Here is a 20,881-nt window from a genome sequence, read left to right as displayed (position 1 = left end):
CAATCCCCGCAAGGCTTTTCAGCCCTTCGATATGTGGGGTCTCCGGGCTGCAAAGCCTTGCTACCGTCGCGCCAGTAGTGACATTCCTGCTTTGCAAACCCAGTGACATTTCTGAATGGTGTTTACATTGACTGCGCAGCCGCGTCCAACCGCCGCCCCCTCTGGCCGCTTGGCCCAAAGCCGATTAGAAGCGAGGGCGAAACCGGGGGAGCGAACCGTTGCAAAAGATCACATTGCCCGAAAGACCCGATTGGCGCGCCCATGCGCAAGAGGTCGGCTTTACCTTTGCCGATATGCATGGCGAACCCTATTGGGACGAAACCTCGGCCTATGCGTTCTCCCTCACCCAGATCGAGAATGACATCGAAGACCCTTCGACCGAGCTTCACGCCATGTGCCGCGAGGCCGTGGCCGAGATCATCGCCAGCGAAGAGTTGATGACCCGGCTCGCCATTCCAGATGCCCACCGCGATCTTGTGGCCGAGAGCTGGCGCCGGGGCGATCCTGAGATCTATGGCCGTTTCGATCTGGCCTATGACGGCACAAACCCGGCCAAACTGTTGGAATATAACGCAGATACACCGACCTCGCTTTATGAAAGCGCGGCCTTTCAGTGGCAGTGGCTTGAGGACCAGTTGAAAGCGGGCGTGTTGCCCGAGGGCACGGACCAGTTCAACGGCATTCATGAGGCGCTGGTCGCCCGCTTTGGCGATGTCTTCGAGCAGGACAGCGATCTGCATTTCACCGCCGTGGCCGACAACCCCGAAGACTACGGCACTGTCGAAGCCATGGGCTGGGCCGCACGCGAGGCGGGGCTGGGCGCGCATTACTGCGATCTCGACAAGATCGGGCTGAGTGACGATGGCCACTTCCTTGATGATCAAGACCGCCGCATTGCCGTCCTGTTCAAACTCTACCCATGGGAAGACCTGCTGCGCGACGACTACGCCGCCCATATCCAAGGCTCGGGCTGTCTGTTTCTTGAGCCTGCGTGGAAAGCGCTTTTGTCCAACAAGGGCCTTCTGCCCGTGCTGTGGCAGATGTTCGAAGGCCACCCCAATCTGCTGCCCGCGTTTTTCGAGGCTGATGTGGCCGATGCGCTTGCCGGGCGCGGCCCCGCCGCCCCCGCCTGCGCCGACGCCTTTGACCGTGCCGCGGCGGAACTGGCCGAGGCGCATGTGCGCAAGCCGATCCTTTCGCGCGAGGGGGCGTCGGTCACGATCCACCAGTCCGGTAAGGTGATCGAACAGTCGCAAAACTCTGATTACGCCGAGCATCCGCGCATCGTGCAGGCCTATGCCCCGCTGCCCACATTCGACGGTTTCCGCCCGGTGATCGGCTCGTGGATCGTGGGCGAGAGTTGCGCCGGCATCGGCATCCGCGAAGACCGATCGCGCATCACGCAGGATTTGTCACGCTTCAAACCGCACTACATTCTGGCATAGCCCACCGCTCGCCGCCCCTTGGCAGAAAGACGACCATCATGACCAAACGCTCGAAACGGGTTTCCATCGCCATCGTCGGCGCCGCCGCCTTCACCCTTGCTGGCTGTGAGGAAGAAAAGGTCGACGCCGCCGCCTTCCCCGACCTGCAAAGCTGTCTTGCCGATGCCGCGCGTGGCGGGATGTACAGCGAACAGGAATGCGAAACCGCCTTTGACGCGGCGCAAACGCTCCATGTGGAATCCGCCCCGCGCTACGACAGTCTTGAGGTCTGCGAAGAGCAGCATGGCGAAGGCGCCTGCGGCTCCGAAGAGGCAGCGACCCAAGGCGGATCGGGGGGCATCTTCATGCCCCTGCTGGCGGGCTATCTGATCGGCAATATGATGAGCAACCGCGCCGGCATGGCGGCGGCGCAGCCGCTATACAAAACCTCCGATGGGCGCTTTACCAATGCCGCGCGCTCCAGCACCTATTCGACAAATCGCGGTGCGGCCAAGCTCAGCACCTCGCAATTCACCCGCCCCAGCACCACCATCGGCAAAACCCCGATGACCCGTGCCACCGCGGCATCGCGCGGCGGCTTTGGCCGGGCGGGCGGATCGCGCGGCTTTGGTGGCTGATCGGCGCTGACGCCCTACTTGCGGCGCAGCACCGCTGCGGCAAGGATCACGATCGCCAGTGACAGCATCGCCACCGCCCAGAAGGGATCGTTGCCATGGGGATGCACATGCGCGCCCTCATGCGCCGCCAGCGGTGCGGCAAAGGTGGCGAGGGCGAATGTCAGTTTCTTCATCTCAATCTCCTTGATCTATCACGGTGGACCGTGCGGCCTCAGGCCAGCCCCAGAATCTCACGCGCCTGCTGCGCGGTTGCGACGGGGCGACCGGCCTCTGCGCAGATCTCGGCCGCGCGGGTCACGAGGGCGGCATTGGAGGTGGCGAGGGTCTGTTTGTCCAGCCGGATGTTATCCTCAAGCCCCGTGCGCAGATGGCCCCCCGCGGCGGCACACCATGCGTTCAACTCGGCCTGATGCCGCCCGATCCCGGCGGCGCACCACGGGATATCGCCGAAGAGCCGTTTGACGGTTTTGATATAGAAATCAAAAACCTCCCGATCCGCTGGCATGGCGTTTTTCACGCCCATGACGAATTGAATATAGGGCCGGGCCGGGATCTTGCCCGCCTCGGCCATCGCCTTGGCCTGTAGGATGTGGCTGAGGTCAAAGACTTCGATCTCGGGCAGCACGCTATAGGTCATCATCTCTTCCGCCAGCCAATCGACAAGCTCGGGCGGGTTCTCATAGACGCGGTTGGGAAAGTTGTTCGACCCCACCGAAAGCGAGGCCATGTCGGGCCGCAGCGGCAGCATCCCGCCCCGGTTTTTGCCCGCGCCCGAACGCCCACCGGTCGAGAATTGCACGATCATGCCGGGGCAGTGTTCACGCAGCCCCTCTTGCAGCCGCGCGAAACGGTCGGGGTCCGCCGTGGGGGTGCCATCGGCGGTGCGCACATGGGCATGGCAGATCGTCGCCCCGGCCTCAAAGGCGGCATGGGTGCTTTCGATCTGCTCGCTGATGTCGATCGGCACCGCCGGGTTGTCGGCCTTGGTTGGCAGCGATCCGGTGATGGCCACGCAGATGATGGCAGGAGTATCGGTCATGGGTGTCCTCGGCTTTCTGGAAAATCAAGCGGCGCTGTCGCAGGCAAGGGCGATGACACGGCGGAGGGCTTCCTCCGTCGGGCCTGAGCTCTCCCCCTCGGGCCAGTCGTAGAACCCCTTGCCGCTGCGTTTGCCAAGATGCCCCCGCTCGACCAATGCGGTGAGACTGGGCGAAGGGTCGTGCCGGTCGCAAAGGTCCGGGTAGAGGTATTCGGCGATGCTCAGATGGGTGCCCAGCCCGTTCAAATCGCGCTGGCGGAACGGGCCGGAAAGCGCCATGCGCACGCCGACGGACCATTGCACGATCTCGTCGATCTCCGCCGGGTTGGCGACCCCTTGATCCACCAAATGCAGACATTCGCGCATGATGGCATGTTGAATGCGATTGGCCACGAAACCGGGCGGCGCGTGATCCAGCCGCACGGGCCGCCGGTCCAACCCGCGCAGTAGGGTCATGACCTCGGCACAAAGCCCTTCGGGCGCGTCTTCAGCTGCGACGACTTCGACGGCGGGGATCACATCGCCGGGGTTGAAGAAATGCGTGATCACGGCGCGTTCAGGCCGGGCCATATCCGCCGTCATCTCTTCTAACCTCAGGCCAGAGGTATTGGACAAGATCGGCGCGCCCTCCGGCACGGCCCCCTCCAAAGCGGCGAGCACACGGCGTTTCAGCGCGAGGTCTTCCGGCACGCATTCCAATGCAACATCGGCCTGCCCTGCCCCCTCCAACGCGGCGCAGGCGGTCGACCCCGGCACCGTGGCCAAAAATGCCTCACGGGCGGCCTCGGTCGGGTCGACCGCTTGGACCCTCCAGCCGTGCTGGCCAAAGAGCCTGCCGATGGATTGGCCCATCGTGCCCGCCCCCACGATGATGATGCCTTTGGCCATGTGATCCCCCTCCCGGATATCAGTTGTATACTTATCACCAGAGCGTAGTGATAAGTAAACATCGAATAGGAAAAAGGATGCCGCCCCGTGACCCAAGACCCCTCTCCGCGCCATGCGCTCGTCACCGGCGGGGCGCGCAACATCGGCCTTGGCATCGCGCGCAGGCTGCGTGAAGATGGCTGGCGTGTCTTCGTGCTGGATATCGAAGAACCGGAAGACCCCGCGCTTCGGGCGGATGCGCAACGGGTGGATCTGACGGACATCGCGGCGACCACGGCTGCCCTCCAACACATCCTCGCGCAGGGGCCGGTCACCTGTCTGGTCAATAACGTCGGCATCGTGAAACCCGCATCTTTCGACGCTGTCGCCCTCGACGACTTCGACTCCATCATGCATCTGAACCTACGGCCCAGCATTCTGGCGGCGAAACTGGTCGTCCCGGGAATGCGCGCGGCGGGCGGTGGCCGGATCGTGATGAACACCAGCCGCGTGACCAAGGGCAAGATCGACCGCACGCTCTATTCCGCGAGCAAGGGCGCGATCCAGTCGATGGCGCGGACTTGGGCGCTGGAACTGGCGCGCGACAGGATCACCGTGAACTGTGTCGCCCCCGGCCCCATCGCCACCACCGCTTTTTGGGAGAACAACCCCGAAGACGCGCCGGAAACCCGCGCCATCGTCGATGCGGTGCCGATGGGCCGGATGGGAACACCTGAAGATGTGGCGCAGGCGGTGTCCTTCTTTGCCGATCCGCGCAGCGGCTTTATCACCGGGCAGACGGTCTTTGTCTGTGGCGGCACGGCGGTCGGGTAATCAGCCCTCGGGCTCCAGGGCCGCAAGCAGCCTGCGCAGGACCGGATTGCGCGCATCGCGCAGATAGGCCAGCCCGATCCGGCTTTGCACTTTGGCGTCGCGGATTGGTAGGAAGGACACGCCCGCATCCTTCATCCGCGCGGCGGAGGCGGGGACGAAAGCCACCCCGAGACCCGCAGAGACGAAATTCACGATGGCGGTGAACTGCGGCGCGCGATGGGCCACGCGGGGGGCGAAACCGGCATCGGCGCAGAGTTGATAGGCGCAGGCGGCAAAGCCCATGTCGGGGCCTAGGTGGCTGAAAATGAAACTCTCCTCGCGCAGCGCCGCCATGGCAACGGAAGGCACCTCGGCAAGGCGGTGATCGGGCGGCACGGCCAGAAGGATATTCTCGGTATGAACCGTGCGGGTGGCCAAATCCTTCGGCACGCCGGAAAGCGGCAGGCGCACGAAACCCGCGTCGAGCCTGCCCGCCACGATCTCGGCGATTTGCAGGTCCATGTCCAACTCGCGCAGGATCAGATCCACCTCTGCCGCGCCCGCGCGCAATTCGCGCAGGAGCCGTCCGAGGATCCCCGCGTAGGAGGCCGAGCCGACATAGGCCAATTCGATCCGCCCGCGCTGGCCGTTGCGCGCCGCTTCGGCCAATGCCTCGACCCGCCGGGCCTGTTGCAGCAGGGCGCGGGCCTCGGGCAGGAGCGACTTGCCGAAGTCCGTCAGCATCACCCGGCGGCGGTTGCGGTCAAAGAGAAGCTCACCGCCAAAGGCGGTTTCGAGATGTTTCAGCTGCTGCGTCAGCGCCGGCTGCGCCACGCCGAGCGCGGCAGCCGCTTGACCGAAATGCAGCGTTTCCGCGATGGCGACGAAGACCTCATACTGGCGCAACGTGGCGGTGAGTGGCGTTTCCATGCGGCCCCCTGAACTGACGTCAGAGGGTTTTCACACGCGCGCCGGTGATAAGCAAGTTAGATCACCGGCCCCTACCCCTCCGCCGCGCGGGCGCGGCTGCGGCGGGCGTGCAGTGTCTCGGCATCGGCCAGATCGTCGCTTTCGACCTTAACCGTCTCATGCCCACCGGGGCGCCGTGCACGTTTGCGCCGAAGCGGCCCGCTGTCATCGCTTTCCCGCGGGAGGATCAGCCGGTCGACAAGACTGCGGCGGAGGCCGAGGGTTGAGGTCAGATCGAAGACCCGCGCCGCGACCGCCTCAGCCTCTTGCGGCTGCACCAGCAACTCAAGCCGCGTGACGGGGCGGGATTTCTTGCCCTGCCCGCTGAGCATCATGAGATCGACCACGCCCTCCATGCAGCGCAACCGATCCACCGCCGCGCCCAATTCTTCGCCCGTCATATCGTCGATATCGCAGGCGAATTGCACAAGACTGTCCTGCGCGATGCCCGCCGTGGCGGTGTCAAAGACGCTCACGCGCAGGATATTCGGCAGGCCTTTCATCACCCGCATCCCCGCGCCCGATCCGGTACAGCGCAGCCGCCCCGGTGGACGGCTGGCGATGGGGCTGCCGCCGGTGAGATGGGCAAGGATCGCGGCACCCGTGGGCGTCACCCGTTCGCCTGGCACGCCGTCATCATGCCAGTCATAGCCTTGCAAGATCAGCGCCGTGGCGGGCGCGGGCACCGGCAGTTTGCCATGCGCCGTCTCGACCAGCCCACCGCCGAGGGGCAGTGGTGCTAGCGAGACGGTCGCCCCCGCCAGCGCGGCGCAGATGCTGCCCGCGGCGGTCACATCCATCAGCGCGTCCCAATCCGCGATCTCGTGGAAATGCACCCGGTCGATGGGGATATCATGCACCTGCGCTTCGGCCTCGGCGATCCGGTGAAGGATGGCGCAGGCGGCCTCCGCCGTGCCCTCCGAAAGCGCCGCGTTCTCTAGCAAGTTGCGCATGGCGCGATAGGTCGTCTCGGCACCGTGCCGCCTGCCGGCGTCGGGTGCTGTCAACACCAGCTCAAACCGCCGCGACGTGATGCCCGAGGCGACATGTTCGCTCAGTTCCGCATGGCCCACCTCAGCGGGGAGCACGGTGGCGACATCGGCCAAGGCGCGCTCGGCCAGATCGGGGAAGGCATGCAACATCGCCGCGATGAACATATCCCCCGCCGCCCCGCCAACGGGGTCGAGGTGTAGGTGAAGCCCGGGCCCCTGCATCAATGCCCCTCCGGCCAAGGGTTGCGCAGCAGGCCGCCGTCGAACTGCATCTCTTGCAGGTCGCCAATCACCTCAAGCCCCGCACGGTCGCGCAGTTCCGGCAGCATCGCCTCGGAGGCATAGAGATACTCAAGCTTCAACGTGTTGGGGATGCGCAGCAGCCGGACCTTGGTGATATCCTCGGCCCCGCAGGTCTTGACCGCCGTCTGGATCGCGGTGCGGTCGCAGGGCATGACCATCGGGATTTTCGACTGTTTCAACACCTGCGAGGTGATGGCATTGGCATAGACCGCCTCACGGTCGAAATCCTGCTCCAACCGCTGCGTGATCACATCCGCCCGCGCCGCGCCATTGCCGTTGCCATTGCTGCGCGGCGACAGGCCAAGCGCCACCAACCGCGAGATATGCAGATGGACCTGCATCTTCTCGCTCGAAAACCGATGGGTGATATTGGGGTCCATCCCGGTGCCGGAGAACTCCTTGCCGATCTCATCCACCACCAGCACGTCCAGATCGCCCGAGGCCGAAGGCGCATCCAGCGGCCCCAGCGGCAGACGGGGCATGTTGCGCATCGCCTCTTGCAGATAGGGGGCTTCGGCCTCCAGCATCCCGTCACTGTCGAGGGCGACCACCTGCGCCAGCCCGTCATAGGCATTCTCAATCGTGCCGATGCCGAAGAGCACCTTGCAACGCTCCAGCTTCATGCGCGCCATTTTGGCCACGAAGATGCCGACGTTGTCGATGCCGCGCGAATGGCAGGTCTCGGCCCCCGATTGCTTGCCCAACCCGATCGAGAGCATCTTGGCCAGCCCGCTTTCGTTCGGCGCGCGGAAAGAGGTATGCGGCTTGATCCGGTTGAACAGGATAATCCCATCGGCGGCATTGGCGTGGCGGTCCATCCGTACCGACATGCCGTTGTCGAGCACGCCGATCTCATCGGTTTCCATCGAAGAGCGGATTTCGCAACCGAGGCTCTCTTCGGTCACGCCCAGTTTCGCCAGCAGCGCGGTCTGCCCCTCTGCGGTGGCGCCGCCGTGGCTGCCCATGGCGGGCACGACAAAGGGATGCGCCCCCCGCGCGCGGACCTCGGCCACGATGGCGGCCAGCAGTTCCGGCAGGTTTGCCAGACCCCGGCTGCCTGCGGTGATAGCGATGGACATGCCGGGTTTTATCTTGCCCGCGCAATCGGTCTGCATCGCCTCCGCCACGGCAGCGCGCGGAACATCGACTTGCGTCGCGGCAAAGGTCTGACGGCAAAGCGCCATGCGCGGCAGCGGCGTATCCTCGACCAGTTTCACATAGTTCGGTTTCATCTGCGCTCTCCCGTCTGACATCTTTACCCCGTGACCCCGATCGGCCAAGGCGCGAATTCCTCTTCGCCCACCCCGAGCGCTTCGGATTTGCTCTGCTCCCCCGAGGCTATGGCGAGGATGCGTTCAAAGATCGCTTGGCCCAGTTCCTCAAGGCTCAATTCGCCGTCGATCACGGTCCCGCAGTTGATGTCCATATCGTCCTGCATCTTGGTGAACATCGGTGTGTTGGAGGCCAGTTTGATCGTTGGCGAGGGATAGGAGCCAAAGCAAGACCCGCGCCCGGTGGTAAAGCAAATCAGGTTCGCACCCCCCGCGATCTGCCCGGTGGCCGAGACGGGGTCGAAGCCGGGCGTATCCATGAAGACCAGCCCCTTCTGGATCACGGCTTCGGCATAACGGTAGACTTCCATCAACCCGGTGCTGCCGCTCTTCTTGGCCCCGCCGAGCGATTTTTCCAACACATTCGCCAATCCGCCCGCTTGATTGCCGGGGCTGACCACGCCGTTGATTTGCGTGTCGCGGCCCTTGGTATGCTCAAGCCACCAGTCCATGCGTTCGACCAGTTTGCGGCCCACCTCTTCGCTGCGGGCGCGGCGGGTCAGCAGGTGTTCGACGCCGAAAATCTCGGGCGTTTCCGACAGGATCGCCGTGCCGCCGTTGCGCACCAGAATATCCGCCGCAGCCCCCAGACCGGGGTTGGCCGACAGACCCGAAAGCCCGTCCGACCCGCCGCATTGCATCCCGATGGTAATATGCTCTGCCGAACAGGGTTCGCGCCGCACGGCATTGGCCTGATCCAACATCTCGCGCACGGCGTCCTTACCCTCGGCAATCGCGCGGGCCGTGCCGCCGACGTGCTGCATGGTGATGGTGCGCAGCATCTTGCCCTCGGCCAGCCCTTCCTCCTCAAAGAACTGCGCCAGATTGTTGCGCTCGCAACCCAGTGACAGGACCACGGCCCCGGCAAGATTTGGATGGCGGATATAGCCCGACAACGTGCGGCGCAGCAGGTCCATCGGCTCGCCCGTCAGCTCCATCCCGCAGCCGGATTCGTGGATGAAGGGGATCACCCCGTCGACGTTCTCCCATGCCTCCATCCGCTCTTCGTCGAAGTAATTGGCGATCTTGCGCGCCACGGTGGCCGAGCAATTCACGGTCACGAAAAGCCCGATGTAGTTGCGCGTGCCGACGCGGCCATTCGCGCGGCGGATGCCCATGAACTGCGCGCGCTCTGCAGCCGGCAGCAGGTCTGTCGGGGTATAATCGCGAGCGAAAGCATAGTCTTTGTCGACCGCGTCGAATTTGATGTTGTGGCTGTGCAGCCAATCGCCCGCGGCAATATCCTGCGCCGCGTAGCCGATGACTGTGTCAAATTTCAGGATCGGCGCGCCCTGCTGGATCGGGCGGATCGCGATCTTGTGCCCTTGGGGCGTATCGTGGTTGGCACGCAGCCCGTCTCGCGGCAATACCGCGCCACGGGGAACCGCCGCGGTTGCCACGACCACGTTATCCGTCGGTGACAGCAGCATCACCTTTGCGTCTCTGTCCTCTTGCATGGTCTGGCTGTCCATCGGATGCTCCCCCTCCCTTGGGTGTCGAAAAAACCGCTTCGGTTAGATGTCTTTAACTGATATATTAGATTTAACAGCTATGGAAGAGCCCGCATGACCGCATCGAAGAAACCCGCCGCGCAGAGCGCACAGACCCTTGCCAAAAGCATCCTTGGCGGTGGGGCCGACTTGGGTCTGTTTGAGGGCGGGCCGACGGGGCGCGGGGTTTACGCCACGCTGCGCGATCAGATCGTACGGCTTGACCTGCCGCCCGGCACGCCGCTGTTGCGCGCCGAACTGGCCGAGACCCATGGCGTCAGCCTGACGCCGCTGCGCGATGCGCTGCAACAGTTGGCCAAAGAAGGGCTGGTCAAGATCTACCCGCAATCGCGCACGCTGGTCACGCCGATCGACATGTCGGCGATCCGCGAGGCGCAGTTCATGCGCATCGCGCTTGAGACCGAAGTCGTGCGCCGTTTGGCCGATGAGATCGCGCCCGAAGCCCTCACCCGTCTGCGCAGCATCGTCGCCTTGCAAAGCAGCATCTCGGACCAACCCGGCGATGTGCCGACCTTTCAGGAGTTGGACGAGGTGTTTCACCAGACCCTCTTCGTGGCGGCGGGCCATGTGCAAAGCCAGCGCATCATGCGCAGCCATGCGGGCCATTTGGAACGCCTGCGCCGCCTGCATCTGGACGACATTGATGAGGCGGGACGCATTCTGAACAACAAGGACGTGATCGGCGGCCACAGTCGCATCCTCCACGGGATCGAAGCGGGCGATGCGCCCGCGGCGATGGAGGCGCTGCGCCAGCACCTACAACGCACTGTCGACCGGATGACCGAGAAACGGGCGGCGTTCCCGGAGTATTTCACCCCGGAAAAGCCCTGACTCAGCGGTTGTTGGCCTTGCGCCACGCGGCGAACTTATCAAGATTCTCTTGCTTGGTGCCGGGGTAGAGCCCGATGATCCCGGCGCCATCCTTGACCTGCTCCACCACAAAATCCTCATAGGCGGTCATCTCGACAGCCTCTTCGGCCACCTCTTCGGCGATATCTGCGGGGATGATGATCACGCAGTCGTCGTCGCCCACCACGATATCACCGGGAAAGACCGGCGCATCGCCGCAGCCCACGGGGCCGTTGATCTCAATCGCCTCATGCAGGGTCAGGTTCGTGGGGCTTGAGGGCCGTGCGTGGTAGGCTGGCATCTCGAGCGCGCCAATGGTCGCCGCATCGCGCAGCCCACCATCTGTCACCACGCCCGCCGCACCGCGCATCATCAGCCGGGTGATCAGAATGTCACCGGCACTGGCGGCACGCGCATCTTTGCGGCTGTCCATCACCAGCACATGGCCCTCGGGGCAGGTCTCAATCGCGACGCGCTGCGGATGTTCGGGATTGCGGAATTCGACCAGTTGGTTGCGGTCTTCGCGGGCGGGCATATAGCGCAGGGTAAAGGCAGGGCCGACCATGTTCCGCCCCTTGGCGGCAACCGGGCCGACCCCCTGTACCACCTGATTGCGCAGCCCGCGCTTGTACAGCGCCGTCGCCAATGTCGCGACCGAGACTGCTTGGAGTTTCTCGCGTAGTTCGGGGCTCATGCCGCCTCTCCCTTCAGTTGATTGTCTTTCAAGAATTGATCCAGCACCGCCTGCTGCTGTTCCGTCAACGGCCATGCGGAAGGCGGGCGCGTGGGGCCGCAATCCTGTCCGATGGCCATGAGAGCCGCTTTGACGCCGGTGACATTGGTGCCGTTATGCTCTTCCGCGCGGATGTCCTCAAAAGCGCGCATCCCGGCGATGAGGCGGTTCGCTTCGCCGTAGTCGCCTGCGTCGAGTGCCGCGTGGATGGCGACCGAGCGCTCGGGCCAGACGTTGATAAGGCCCGAGGTGAAGCCCCGCGCCCCCACGGCATAGAGCGGCGGCGCCCAGACCTCGGCCAAACCGCCGACCCAGACGATGTCTTTCGGCGCCGCTTCGATCGCGCGGGCAAGGTTCAACGGGTTCGGCGTGGCCCATTTGACGCCCTTCACCCCGTCGACCTCGCACAGCCGCGCGATGCCCTCGGGCCCCATGGCGTCATTGCGCAGGTACAGCATCACCGGCAGCCCGCCCGAGGCATCGCGCACCGCGCGCACATAGTCGACCGTGCCACGGGGGGAGACGAAGGGATCAGGCGGTTGGTGGATCATCAGCGCATCCGCCCCGGCCTTGGCGCTTGCCTTGGCCAGCGCGCAGGCATCGCGAATGCCGCGCCCCACGCCTGCGAGTAGCGGCGCGCGCCCGTCGACCATCTGCGCCACCTCGCGCACCATGGTGCAGGCCTCGTCATTGGTCAGCGCGTAGTATTCGCCGGTATTGCCGTTCACCACCGGGATATGCACCCCGGCGGCAAGCGCGCGGTCAATGATCGGCGCCAGCTTGCGCGGCGCGATCTCTCCGCCCGCGTCATAGGGCGTCACGAGGATGCCCGAGATGCCGGTAAGCGCCTTCGAAAGATCATGTGTCATTGCCAGCCCCTCTCAGAAAATATCCGGCTCGCCCGCCGCTTGGCCGAAGGCCGCGGTGAGGTAGTCGAAGTCGCAGCCCTGATCGGCCTGCCCCACATGGCGCTGGAACATATAGCCCCAGCCCCGCTCGAACCGCGGCTCGGGCGCTTTCCACGCGGCGCGGCGGGCGGCGAGTTCGTTCTCATCCACCAGCATGTCGAGGGTGCGGGCCTCAAGGTCCATGCGCACGATGTCCCCCGTCTTCAGCAGCGCCAGTGGCCCGCCCACGAAAGACTCCGGCGCGACATGCAGGATGCAAGCGCCGTAAGAGGTGCCCGACATCCGCGCATCCGAGATCCGCAGCATGTCGCGGTGCCCCTGTTTCAGCAGCGCCTTGGGCATCGGCAGCATCCCCCATTCCGGCATCCCCGGCCCGCCCTGCGGCCCCGCGTTACGCAGCACCAGCACATGGTCGGGCGTCACATTGAGGTTTTCGTCGTCGATGGCGGCCTTCATCTCGGGGTAGCTGTCAAAGACCAGCGCCGGGCCTTCGTGGTGGTGGAATTTTTGGTCGCAGGCCGCCGGTTTGATCACCGCGCCATTGGGGCAAAGGTTGCCCTTGAGCACGGCAAGCGAGCCTTCTTTATAGACCGGGTTCGACAGGGGCCGGATCACGTCGTCATTATAGACAGGCGCATTGGCAATCCCCTCCTCCAGCGGTTTGCCGGTGCAGGTGATGGCTGACCGGTCGAGCTTGTCGCCCAACTGGTCCATCAGCGCCCGCAGCCCGCCCGCGAAATAGAAATCCTCCATCAGGTATTCGCTGCTGCCCAAGGGGCGGATATTGGCGATCAGGGGTGTGGTGCGGCCCAAGGCATCCAGATCGTTCAACTCCAGTGCTACACCGGCGCGGCGCGCCATCGCTAGTAGATGCACCACCGCGTTGGTCGAACAGCCCGTCGCCATGGCCACCGTCGCCGCGTTTTGCACGGCGGCGGGGGTGATGATCTTGTCGGGCGTCAGGTCCTCCCAAACCATATCGACAATGCGCCGCCCGCAAGAGGCGCTCATCCGTTTGTGCCCCGCATCCGCAGCGGGGATCGAGGTGGCGCCCGGCAGGGTCAGCCCCATCGCCTCGGCAATCGCGGTCATGGTGGAGGCGGTGCCCATCGTCATGCAATGCCCGTAGGACCGCGCAATGCCGCCCTCGACGCCGACCCATTCCTCGGCCGAGATCGTGCCTGCGCGGCGCTCATCCCAGAACTTCCAGGCGTCCGAGCCAGAGCCAAGCGCCCGGCCCGCGTAATTGCCCCGCAGCATCGGCCCCGCGGGCAAGAAGATGAACGGCACGCCTGCGCTGATCGCGCCCATGGTCAGACCGGGCGTGGATTTGTCACAGCCGCCCATGAGCACCACACCGTCAAGCGGGTGCGAGCGGATCGTCTCTTCGGTCTCCATCGCGATCATATTGCGGTAGAGCATCGAAGTCGGCTTGGTGAAACTCTCGTCGATCGAGATCGTCGGAATCTCCAGCCCCAGCCCGCCGGCCTGCGCGATTCCCTTCTTCACGTCCTCCGCGCGGTCGCGGAAATGAAGGTGGCAGGGGTTCATCTCGGACCAAGTGTTCAGGATGCCGATCACCGGGCGCCCCTCCCAATCCTCGGGGCCCAAACCCATCTGCATCATACGCGACCGATGGCCAAAGCTGCGCAGATCGTCGGGGGCGAACCAGCGCGCGCTGCGCAGCTGATCGGCGGTTTTCTTGGTCTCGGTCATGGATTCCTCGCCAGCTAAAACATCATCACAAAAAGGTTGGAAAACACATCTTGCTCGAACTGATATATTACCGTATCACCCCAATTGTCGATACCATTTGAGGGAGGAGCCGCGAAAATGTCGGGAAAACCACTGAAACAAACGCTCCGCCCCGGCAGCCGCCTGTCGGGCTTTTGGCTATCGCTCTGTTCCCCTACGGTGACCGAGATCGCGGCGGGCAGCGGGGTCGACTGGCTGTTGTTGGATATGGAGCATGCCCCCAACGACCTGAGCCAAATCCCCGACCATCTGCGCGCGGCAGGCAGTGCCAATCCCGATGCGCAGATGATCGTGCGGATGCCATCCTCCGATCAGACGATGACCAAACGGCTGCTGGATATCGGCGTGCGCAACCTGATGTTCCCGATGATCCAGACCGCCGAGGCCGCCCGCCAAGCCGTATCATGGACCCGCTACCCGCCCGAAGGGCTGCGCGGTATCTCGGCCACGATCCGCGCCAATGATTACGCGCGGCAAACCGATTACCTCAGCACCTATGCAGAGACGCAATGCGTGATCGTACAGGTCGAAACCCCCGAAGCGGTGGCCGAAATCCCCGCCATTGCCGCCGTGCCGGGGGTCGATGCGATCTTTATCGGGCCGGGAGATCTCTCCTCCGCGATGGGCCATACCGGCAACCCGATGCACCCAGATGTCCAAGAGAAGATCCGCGCGGCGGTCGCGGCCATCCATGCCGCCGGGCGGCCTGCGGGCATCCTCGGCTATGGCGCCGATCTTGCGCAACGGTACTTTGGTGAGGGTATCGAATTCGTCGCCATCGCAGGCGACGCTTGGCTGCTCACGCGGCAGATGGATGCGCTGGTGCAGACCATGGCGCGGCCCTCCCCCACTTTGACACAGGAAACCCATAAGGATTGATCATGACCGCGGACAGCAAGAGATTTCACCCCCACGGCAAGCATCTGATCGCCGGCGAATGGGTCGGCGGCGGAGAGACCTTCGCCAATTCCCCCGCCACCGGCGAAAGCGACCAATTCCAAAGCGGCACCCCGGCCCATGTGGACCGTGCCTGCCAAGCGGCGGAGGAGGCCTTTTGGTCCTACGCCTATGCCAGCCGCAAGACCCGCGCCGCCTTCCTCGATACCATCGCGGATGAGATGGAGGCCCGGGCCGAGACCATTACCGAGATCGGCACCCGCGAATCCGGCCTGCCCGAAGCCCGCCTTCAGGGCGAGCGGGGGCGGACAACCGGGCAGCTGCGCCTTTTTGCCGATCACATCCGCAAAGGCGCGCATCTCGACCGCCGCGTCGACGGCGCCCTGCCCGAGCGCCAGCCGATGCCGCGCCCGGATATCCGCATGATCCAGCGCCCCATCGGGCCGGTCGCGGTCTTTGGCGCATCGAACTTTCCGCTGGCCTTCTCCACCGCGGGCGGCGATACCGCCGCGGCGCTGGCGGCGGGCTGCCCAGTCGTGGTCAAGGGCCACTCCGCCCACCCCGGCACGGGGGAGATCGTGTCCGAAGCGATCCACGCGGCGATCCAGAAATGCGACATCCACCCCGGTGTCTTCTCCCTCATCCATGCCAACAGCCGCGAGGTGGGGCAGACGCTGGTGCAGCATCCGTTAATCAAAGCCGTCGGCTTCACTGGCTCCCTCGGTGGGGGCCGCGCGTTGTTCGATCTCTGCGCCCAACGCCCCGAGCCGATCCCCTTCTTTGGCGAGTTGGGATCGGTGAACCCGATGTTCGTTTTGGCCGATGCCGCCCGCAATCGGGGCGCGGAAATCGGCGCGGGCTGGGCCGGCTCGCTGACCATGGGCGCGGGGCAGTTCTGCACCAACCCCGGCATCGCGGTCGTGGCCAAAGGGGCCGAAGGCGACGCATTCGTCGCCGCCGCGAAAGAGGCGCTTGAGCAGGTCGGCCCGCAGGTCATGCTGACCGACGGCATCGCCCAAGCCTACCGCGACGGCAAGGAACGTTTCACCGGACGTAACGCCGTCCGCGCGCTGGTCAGCAACGACAGCGAAGGTCGCGCCGCCCAGCCGAACCTGTTTGAAACCGACGCCGATACCTACCTGCAAGACCATGCGCTTGGGGAGGAGGTCTTTGGCCCCTTGGGTCTGGTGCTGCGGGTATCCTCGGGCGATGAGATGCAAGCGCTTGCCAAAGGGTTCGAGGGTCAGTTGACCGCGACGCTCCAGATGGACGAGGGCGACACCGACGCCGCCAAGGCGCTGATGCCGATCCTTGAACGGAAAGCGGGCCGGGTGCTGGTGAACGGTTTCCCCACCGGGGTCGAGGTTTGTGATGCCATGGTGCATGGCGGCCCCTACCCCGCGTCGACCAACTTTGGCGCGACTTCCGTGGGCACCATGGCGATCCGCCGCTTCCTGCGGCCCGTGTCCTACCAGAACCTGCCCGAGGTGCTATTGCCCGAAGACCTGCGCGGGGCTTCGGCATGAGCGGCGGGTTGATCGGCCCCGTCGCCGTGCTCGACGCGATGCCGCAGGACATGCGAGACAAGGTGCGCGGCTATGCCGAAGGGCTTGATCTGCGCTTTGCGGCCTCCTTCTCGGAAGCGGACTTTGCCGAAGCGGTAAAGGGGGCGGCCTATATCGTCCCACGCGGGCGGGGGCTTCCGGCTGAGGTCTTGCGGGGGGCCGATAGCGTGCGCCTCGTGCATCAATGGGGCACCGGGTATGACAAAATCCCCTTGGATGTCGCGCGCGAGATGGGTGTGCCGGTCGCGCGCAGCCCCGGGGTCAACGCGCCCACCATCGCGGATCTGACCATCGGCATGATGATCGCCGCGCTGCGCCGCATTCCGCTGCATTACAACAACACCCGCGCAGGCAAATGGATCGTGCCCGAGATCGTCCCCGGGGCGCGGGATCTCAGCAGTCAGAAGGTCGGGCTGATCGGCTTTGGCGCCATCGGGCAGCTCGTCGCGAAACGGCTGACGGGCTTTGACTGCGAGGTGCTCTACTACCGCCGGTCGGGGCCAGCCGAAGGCACCAGCGCGCGCTATGCCGAACGCGATGAAATCCTTGAGACCTGCGATATCGTCAGCCTGCACATGCCGCTGACCGATGCGTCACACCACACCATTGGGGCGGATGAACTGGCGCGGATGAAATCGGATGCGCTTTTGGTGAACACCGGGCGCGGCGGGCTGATCGACGAGGCGGCCCTGATCGACACGTTGACCCACAAGCGCATTGCCGGGGCGGCATTGGATGTCTTCACCCAAGAACCGGTGGAGCCGGACAACCCGCTGCTGCGCCTCGATAATGTTCTGCCGCTGCCGCATATCGGTGGCCATAGTGAGGACAACCTCAGGCGCATGGTCGGCCATTGGGCGGGCAACATCCGCGCCTTCCACGAAGGGCGCGGCATCGACGAGGCCTGCCTCGTGACCTGAAGGCTGCCCCCGGCCTGACCTTTCAGGCCGGGGCGCTGCTTACCTATCGAGCGGTACGGGCATCAGGATCTTATTGGTCTGGCTCACCAAATACCCCGCCTCGGCGCTTTTCTTGAGATAGACCTGCCACTCAGGATCCGCCGCCATCTGCGCCCGACGCGCGGCCCGGTCGGCGGCGTCCTTATAGGCCCAGATATGCACGAAGGAATTCACGTCCCCCGTCTCGACCTGCGCATAGATCACCGGCTCGCCCAGGATGCGTCGCTGCGCCGGGAAGCCGAATTCGGCATAGAGCGCGAGGTGTTTCTTGATCGTGCCGGGGCGGCAGCAATAGGTGCGGTGGTCGTAGATCATGGGGTGGTCTTTCTGCTTGCTTGGGTCATGCGATACCGGCGTGGTCGGTGATCCGGGCCCGCGCCTGCAAAAGGTGATAGGCCATCGACACGCCTGCGACTTCGCTGTCGCCCGCGCGGATCGCTTCGAGAATTTCGCGATGTTCGCTGATCACCACGTCGATCCGCGCCTGGGAGCCTTGGCGCGTCAACTTTTGCGCCACGTCGATCCCCTGTTCGATCGAACCGCGGGCGCAGTCGAGCATCTGCACGAAGACCTCATTGCCCGAAGCCGCCGCGATGGCGCGGTGGAATTGGTAATCGGCGTCAAAGGACGGGTCGCGCGCCTGCATCGATGCCTCCAGCGTCTGTAAGGCTGCCTCGATCCGGGCGATATCCTTGGGGCTGGCACGCTGCGCGGCCATGCGGGCGGTGGCCTTTTCGATCGTGATCCGCGCCTCCATCGCGCGCATCAGCCCGGCGACGGAACCCGCCGTGGCATATTCGATCAGCTTTTCCGAAGGCCGCCGCCGCACGAAAGTGCCCACGCCGCGCCGCGCCTCGACCAGACCGTCCTCTTGCAGCTTGCGCAGCGCCTCACGCACCACGGGCCGCGACACGCCAAAGGCGGTGGCGATCTGGTTCTCCGACGGCAACTTTTCCCCCTGCACCAACTTGTTCGACACGATCTGCTCAAGGACCTGCCCGTAGAGCTGGTCGGCCAATGTCTGGCGTTTCTTGATCTTCAGTTTCGGTGCTGTCACCGGCTACCCTCCCGCCGCGGCGCGGCGCATCATATTGGCCAACCGCAACGCTGATGTTGCAGCCCCATAGCCGTTGTCGATGTTCACCACCGTCACCCCCGGCGCGCAGCTGGCGAGTATCGAATCAAGCGCGACCCTCCCGCCGCGGGCGACACCATAGCCCACGGAGGTCGGCACACCAATGACCACCCCCGGCACCAGCCCGGCCACGACCGAGGGCAGCGCCGCGTCCATCCCGGCAAAGACGATCACCACATCCATCTCGCGCAGCAACTCTTCCCGCGCGAGCAGACGCCACAGCCCGGCGACGCCCACGTCCGAAACCTCGGTCGCCGCCATTCCGCCATAGGCCAGCGTGCGCCGCGCTTCGGCCATGGGGGCGTAATCAGAGGTGCCCGCACTGACGAGGGCGATGCGCGGCGTGCTGGCCAAGGGCCCGATCTCTCCCAAAATGGCGGTGCGCGAGGCGGTGCAGTAATCGACCTGTTGCGCCGCGTCGGCGGGCAGGGCGGCAAACTGCTCTGCCGTCAGCCGGGTCAGCAACAGCCGCCGTTCCTCTGCTGCCGCGTCTCCGATGATGGCGGCGATCTGCGCCACGGATTTATGCTCGCAAAGCACGGCCTCTTCGATGCCGATACGCCCCCCGCGGCCCCGGTCAAAGGTCACGTCTGGATGCCCGTCGGGGCCGGTCTTAGTGATGGACAAATGCACTTCCTCTTGAATAGGCCCGCAGATCGACCGCACACCCGTCATCCGTGGCCTGCCGAACCTGCATCAATATCGCTGCGCGTTTCTGGGCGGAGAGGTCTTCGTAAACAGACGGATCAAGCTCCACCACCCAGCCCCCACGCAGCAGACGGCAGCGCAGGGTGATATTGCCCAACTCTGCACGCAGCACGGTTTCCACCCGGTCGATCACCGCCAAATCCGCAGGCTCCACCCGCAGACCGGTCTCGATCCGGCTGGCCAAACAGGGGGCGGCGGGCAGTTCCGCCAGATCCCCCAGCCCGAGCGCGCGGGCCAAGGTGCGCACATCCGACTTGGACATCTGCGCCTCGACGAAAGGGTGCAGCACGCCGTGCTCCGCAGCCGCTTGCAGGCCAGGGCGGTAGTCCGACAGATCATCGGTATTGGTGCCCGCCGCCACCAGCGGCCCCATGCGCGCCAAGGTGCCATAGAGGTTCGACTTGCAGAAATAACAGCGATTGACCGGGTTGGCGCGATAGGCGGGATCGGCGAACTCCCCCGCGTCGACCAGCTTCAGCGGCAGGTCCCAAGTGGTGGCGAAATCCTTCACCCGCGCGGTCGCCGCCGCCGGAACGGCGGGTGAGACCGCATGGCAAAGCGTCACGCCCGCCACCCCGCGCACCTTGGCCGCGGCGGCCGAGAGCGTCAGGCTGTCGATCCCCCCGCTGAGCGCGATGGTCAGTGAGGGGGCACGCGCGAGGGCGGCATGGAGGGCGGCAGGAATGGTCACTCTGCCAGCCCGTCCTCGGTCTTGAGCTGTGCCAAAAGCCGCCCGCTCGACATCTGGAGGTGGTCGCGCATCCGCTGGCGGGCGCGTTCCGCGTCACCCTCGGCGATAGAGGCGGCGATGTCGTAATGCTCTTGAATCGCGTCGCGGCTTTCGCCGCCGCGTTTCAGCGCTTGCAGCCGCCCGGCCAACATGGTCTCGCGCAAGCTGGCGACAAGGTAGTTGAACAGGCTAAGGTAATAGCTGTTCCCCGTCGCCTCGCACACCGCGCGGTGAAAATCGAGGTCGGCAGTGACCCCTGCCGCCACCGCCGGGCCGCCGATCTTGTTGCTTTGGTCATAGGCGGCGGCGGCACGCTCGATCTCCGCGCGGGCCTCGGGGGTGGCGCGGGCGGCGGCGATGGCAGCGGCTTCGATCTCAAGCCCCATGCGCAGCTCTAGGATCTGTTCGAGCTTGCGCTGGCTTTCCATGTCACGTTCAGGGATAGCAAAGCCCTGACGGGGCCGGTCGCTGGCGACAAAGGCCCCCCGGCCCTGACGGCTCGACAACATGCCTTCGGCCTTAAGGCGCGACACCGCCTCGCGGATCACCGTGCGGCTCACGTCGAAATCGCTGGCCAATGTGGTTTCGGAGGGAAGCACATCGCCCACGTTCCACACACCGTTCACCACGTTGTGACGCAGCACCTCGGTCACCTGATCGCTAAGCGTGGCACCATCGACGAGGGGCACGGTCGCCTGAAGATTTGCAGCCATAATAACAACTTCCTTTCGCCGATTGGACCACCTGTATGACAA

Annotated in this window: 22 protein-coding genes; 7 read left to right on the top strand and 15 right to left on the bottom strand. The window is 64.9% G+C overall.

Annotated elements, in window-relative coordinates; translation table 11 throughout:
* Positions 1 to 218: 218 nt before the first annotated feature.
* Both J7392_RS21080 and J7392_RS21075 read left to right on the top strand, forming a co-directional pair.
* Positions 219 to 1,445, top strand: a complete 1,227-nt coding sequence (locus tag J7392_RS21080; RefSeq protein ID WP_209219283.1) for a glutathionylspermidine synthase family protein — start codon at positions 219 to 221, stop codon at positions 1,443 to 1,445.
* Positions 1,446 to 1,483: 38 nt separating this feature from the next.
* On the top strand, positions 1,484 to 2,062 hold the full coding sequence (locus J7392_RS21075; RefSeq protein WP_067267677.1) for a DUF1190 domain-containing protein: 579 nt from the start codon (positions 1,484 to 1,486) through the stop codon (positions 2,060 to 2,062).
* Positions 2,063 to 2,076: 14 nt separating this feature from the next.
* On the opposite strand, the gene J7392_RS21070 is transcribed toward J7392_RS21075, so the two are convergent.
* The 3 genes from J7392_RS21070 to J7392_RS21060 are packed head-to-tail and all read right to left on the bottom strand — an operon-like array spanning position 2,077 to position 3,989.
* A complete protein-coding gene (locus tag J7392_RS21070; protein ID WP_073037890.1) occupies positions 2,077 to 2,235 on the bottom strand; it encodes a peptidase M23 in 159 nt (52 codons plus the stop codon).
* A 38-nt stretch (positions 2,236 to 2,273) separates the two neighbouring features.
* Positions 2,274 to 3,101, bottom strand: a complete 828-nt coding sequence (locus tag J7392_RS21065) for a 3-keto-5-aminohexanoate cleavage protein (RefSeq protein ID WP_209219282.1) — start codon at positions 3,099 to 3,101, stop codon at positions 2,274 to 2,276.
* 24 nt (positions 3,102 to 3,125) lie between these two features.
* Positions 3,126 to 3,989 (bottom strand): 3-hydroxyacyl-CoA dehydrogenase NAD-binding domain-containing protein, encoded by an 864-nt coding sequence (locus tag J7392_RS21060; RefSeq protein ID WP_209219281.1) that lies wholly within the window; start codon positions 3,987 to 3,989, stop codon positions 3,126 to 3,128.
* Between the two features lie 87 nt (positions 3,990 to 4,076).
* Between J7392_RS21060 and J7392_RS21055 the strand changes: the two genes are divergently transcribed.
* On the top strand, positions 4,077 to 4,802 hold the full coding sequence (locus J7392_RS21055) for an SDR family NAD(P)-dependent oxidoreductase (protein WP_209219280.1): 726 nt from the start codon (positions 4,077 to 4,079) through the stop codon (positions 4,800 to 4,802).
* Here the strand turns inward: J7392_RS21055 and J7392_RS21050 are convergent, their stop codons facing one another.
* From J7392_RS21050 to J7392_RS21035, 4 genes are all read right to left on the bottom strand, one after another.
* Entirely contained in the window at positions 4,803 to 5,711 is a 909-nt protein-coding gene (locus J7392_RS21050) for a LysR family transcriptional regulator (protein ID WP_209219279.1), read from the bottom strand.
* Positions 5,712 to 5,782: 71 nt separating this feature from the next.
* Positions 5,783 to 6,964 carry a LarC family nickel insertion protein gene (locus J7392_RS21045; RefSeq protein ID WP_209219278.1) on the bottom strand — a complete coding sequence of 394 codons (1,182 nt, stop codon included), beginning with the start codon at positions 6,962 to 6,964 and terminating at the stop codon, positions 5,783 to 5,785.
* Entirely contained in the window at positions 6,964 to 8,277 is a 1,314-nt protein-coding gene (locus J7392_RS21040) for a lactate racemase domain-containing protein (protein ID WP_247744686.1), read from the bottom strand. Before J7392_RS21040 ends, J7392_RS21045 begins: the two co-directional genes overlap by 1 nt.
* 23 nt (positions 8,278 to 8,300) lie before the next feature.
* Positions 8,301 to 9,848, bottom strand: coding sequence for an altronate dehydratase family protein (locus J7392_RS21035; protein ID WP_247744685.1), 1,548 nt, complete (start codon positions 9,846 to 9,848; stop codon positions 8,301 to 8,303).
* 93 nt (positions 9,849 to 9,941) lie between these two features.
* Between J7392_RS21035 and J7392_RS21030 the strand changes: the two genes are divergently transcribed.
* Positions 9,942 to 10,718, top strand: coding sequence for a GntR family transcriptional regulator (locus J7392_RS21030; protein ID WP_209219276.1), 777 nt, complete (start codon positions 9,942 to 9,944; stop codon positions 10,716 to 10,718).
* 1 nt (position 10,719) lies between these two features.
* Here the strand turns inward: J7392_RS21030 and J7392_RS21025 are convergent, their stop codons facing one another.
* Genes J7392_RS21025 through araD form a run of 3 tightly spaced genes read right to left on the bottom strand, consistent with a single transcriptional unit; the run spans position 10,720 to position 14,093 of the window.
* Entirely contained in the window at positions 10,720 to 11,430 is a 711-nt protein-coding gene (locus J7392_RS21025; protein ID WP_209219275.1) for a ribonuclease activity regulator RraA, read from the bottom strand.
* Entirely contained in the window at positions 11,427 to 12,338 is a 912-nt protein-coding gene (locus tag J7392_RS21020) for a dihydrodipicolinate synthase family protein (protein WP_209219274.1), read from the bottom strand. Before J7392_RS21020 ends, J7392_RS21025 begins: the two co-directional genes overlap by 4 nt.
* 12 nt (positions 12,339 to 12,350) lie before the next feature.
* Positions 12,351 to 14,093, bottom strand: a complete 1,743-nt coding sequence (gene araD / locus J7392_RS21015; protein WP_209219273.1) for an L-arabinonate dehydratase — start codon at positions 14,091 to 14,093, stop codon at positions 12,351 to 12,353.
* A 117-nt stretch (positions 14,094 to 14,210) separates the two neighbouring features.
* Between araD and J7392_RS21010 the strand changes: the two genes are divergently transcribed.
* From J7392_RS21010 to J7392_RS21000, 3 genes are read left to right on the top strand one after another with little or no spacing between them, the layout of a single operon-like run.
* Positions 14,211 to 15,011 carry an aldolase/citrate lyase family protein gene (locus J7392_RS21010; RefSeq protein ID WP_209219272.1) on the top strand — a complete coding sequence of 267 codons (801 nt, stop codon included), beginning with the start codon at positions 14,211 to 14,213 and terminating at the stop codon, positions 15,009 to 15,011.
* Between the two features lie 2 nt (positions 15,012 to 15,013).
* A complete protein-coding gene (locus J7392_RS21005; protein WP_209219271.1) occupies positions 15,014 to 16,555 on the top strand; it encodes an aldehyde dehydrogenase (NADP(+)) in 1,542 nt (513 codons plus the stop codon).
* Positions 16,552 to 17,514, top strand: a complete 963-nt coding sequence (locus J7392_RS21000; RefSeq protein ID WP_209219270.1) for a 2-hydroxyacid dehydrogenase — start codon at positions 16,552 to 16,554, stop codon at positions 17,512 to 17,514. Before J7392_RS21005 ends, J7392_RS21000 begins: the two co-directional genes overlap by 4 nt.
* A gap of 39 nt (positions 17,515 to 17,553) precedes the next feature.
* Here the strand turns inward: J7392_RS21000 and J7392_RS20995 are convergent, their stop codons facing one another.
* Genes J7392_RS20995 through J7392_RS20975 form a run of 5 tightly spaced genes read right to left on the bottom strand, consistent with a single transcriptional unit; the run spans position 17,554 to position 20,839 of the window.
* Positions 17,554 to 17,868, bottom strand: coding sequence for an NIPSNAP family protein (locus J7392_RS20995; protein WP_209219269.1), 315 nt, complete (start codon positions 17,866 to 17,868; stop codon positions 17,554 to 17,556).
* 25 nt (positions 17,869 to 17,893) lie between these two features.
* Positions 17,894 to 18,610 (bottom strand): FadR/GntR family transcriptional regulator, encoded by a 717-nt coding sequence (locus J7392_RS20990; RefSeq protein ID WP_209219268.1) that lies wholly within the window; start codon positions 18,608 to 18,610, stop codon positions 17,894 to 17,896.
* A gap of 3 nt (positions 18,611 to 18,613) precedes the next feature.
* Positions 18,614 to 19,315, bottom strand: a complete 702-nt coding sequence (gene larB, locus J7392_RS20985; RefSeq protein ID WP_209219267.1) for a nickel pincer cofactor biosynthesis protein LarB — start codon at positions 19,313 to 19,315, stop codon at positions 18,614 to 18,616.
* The gene (locus tag J7392_RS20980) at positions 19,302 to 20,087 is read right to left on the bottom strand and encodes an adenine nucleotide alpha hydrolase (RefSeq protein WP_209219266.1); all 786 of its coding nucleotides are present in this window, start codon (positions 20,085 to 20,087) and stop codon (positions 19,302 to 19,304) included. The genes larB and J7392_RS20980 overlap by 14 nt, the downstream gene beginning before the upstream one ends.
* Positions 20,084 to 20,839, bottom strand: a complete 756-nt coding sequence (locus tag J7392_RS20975; protein WP_209219265.1) for an FCD domain-containing protein — start codon at positions 20,837 to 20,839, stop codon at positions 20,084 to 20,086. Before J7392_RS20975 ends, J7392_RS20980 begins: the two co-directional genes overlap by 4 nt.
* Positions 20,840 to 20,881: the final 42 nt, after the last annotated feature.

Source organism: Sulfitobacter sp. R18_1 (genome assembly GCF_017743915.1).
Classification (GTDB): Bacteria; Pseudomonadota; Alphaproteobacteria; order Rhodobacterales; family Rhodobacteraceae; genus Sulfitobacter; species Sulfitobacter faviae.
Note: the sequence above shows the minus strand (reverse complement) of the source record. Positions and strands in the feature narration are given on the sequence as shown.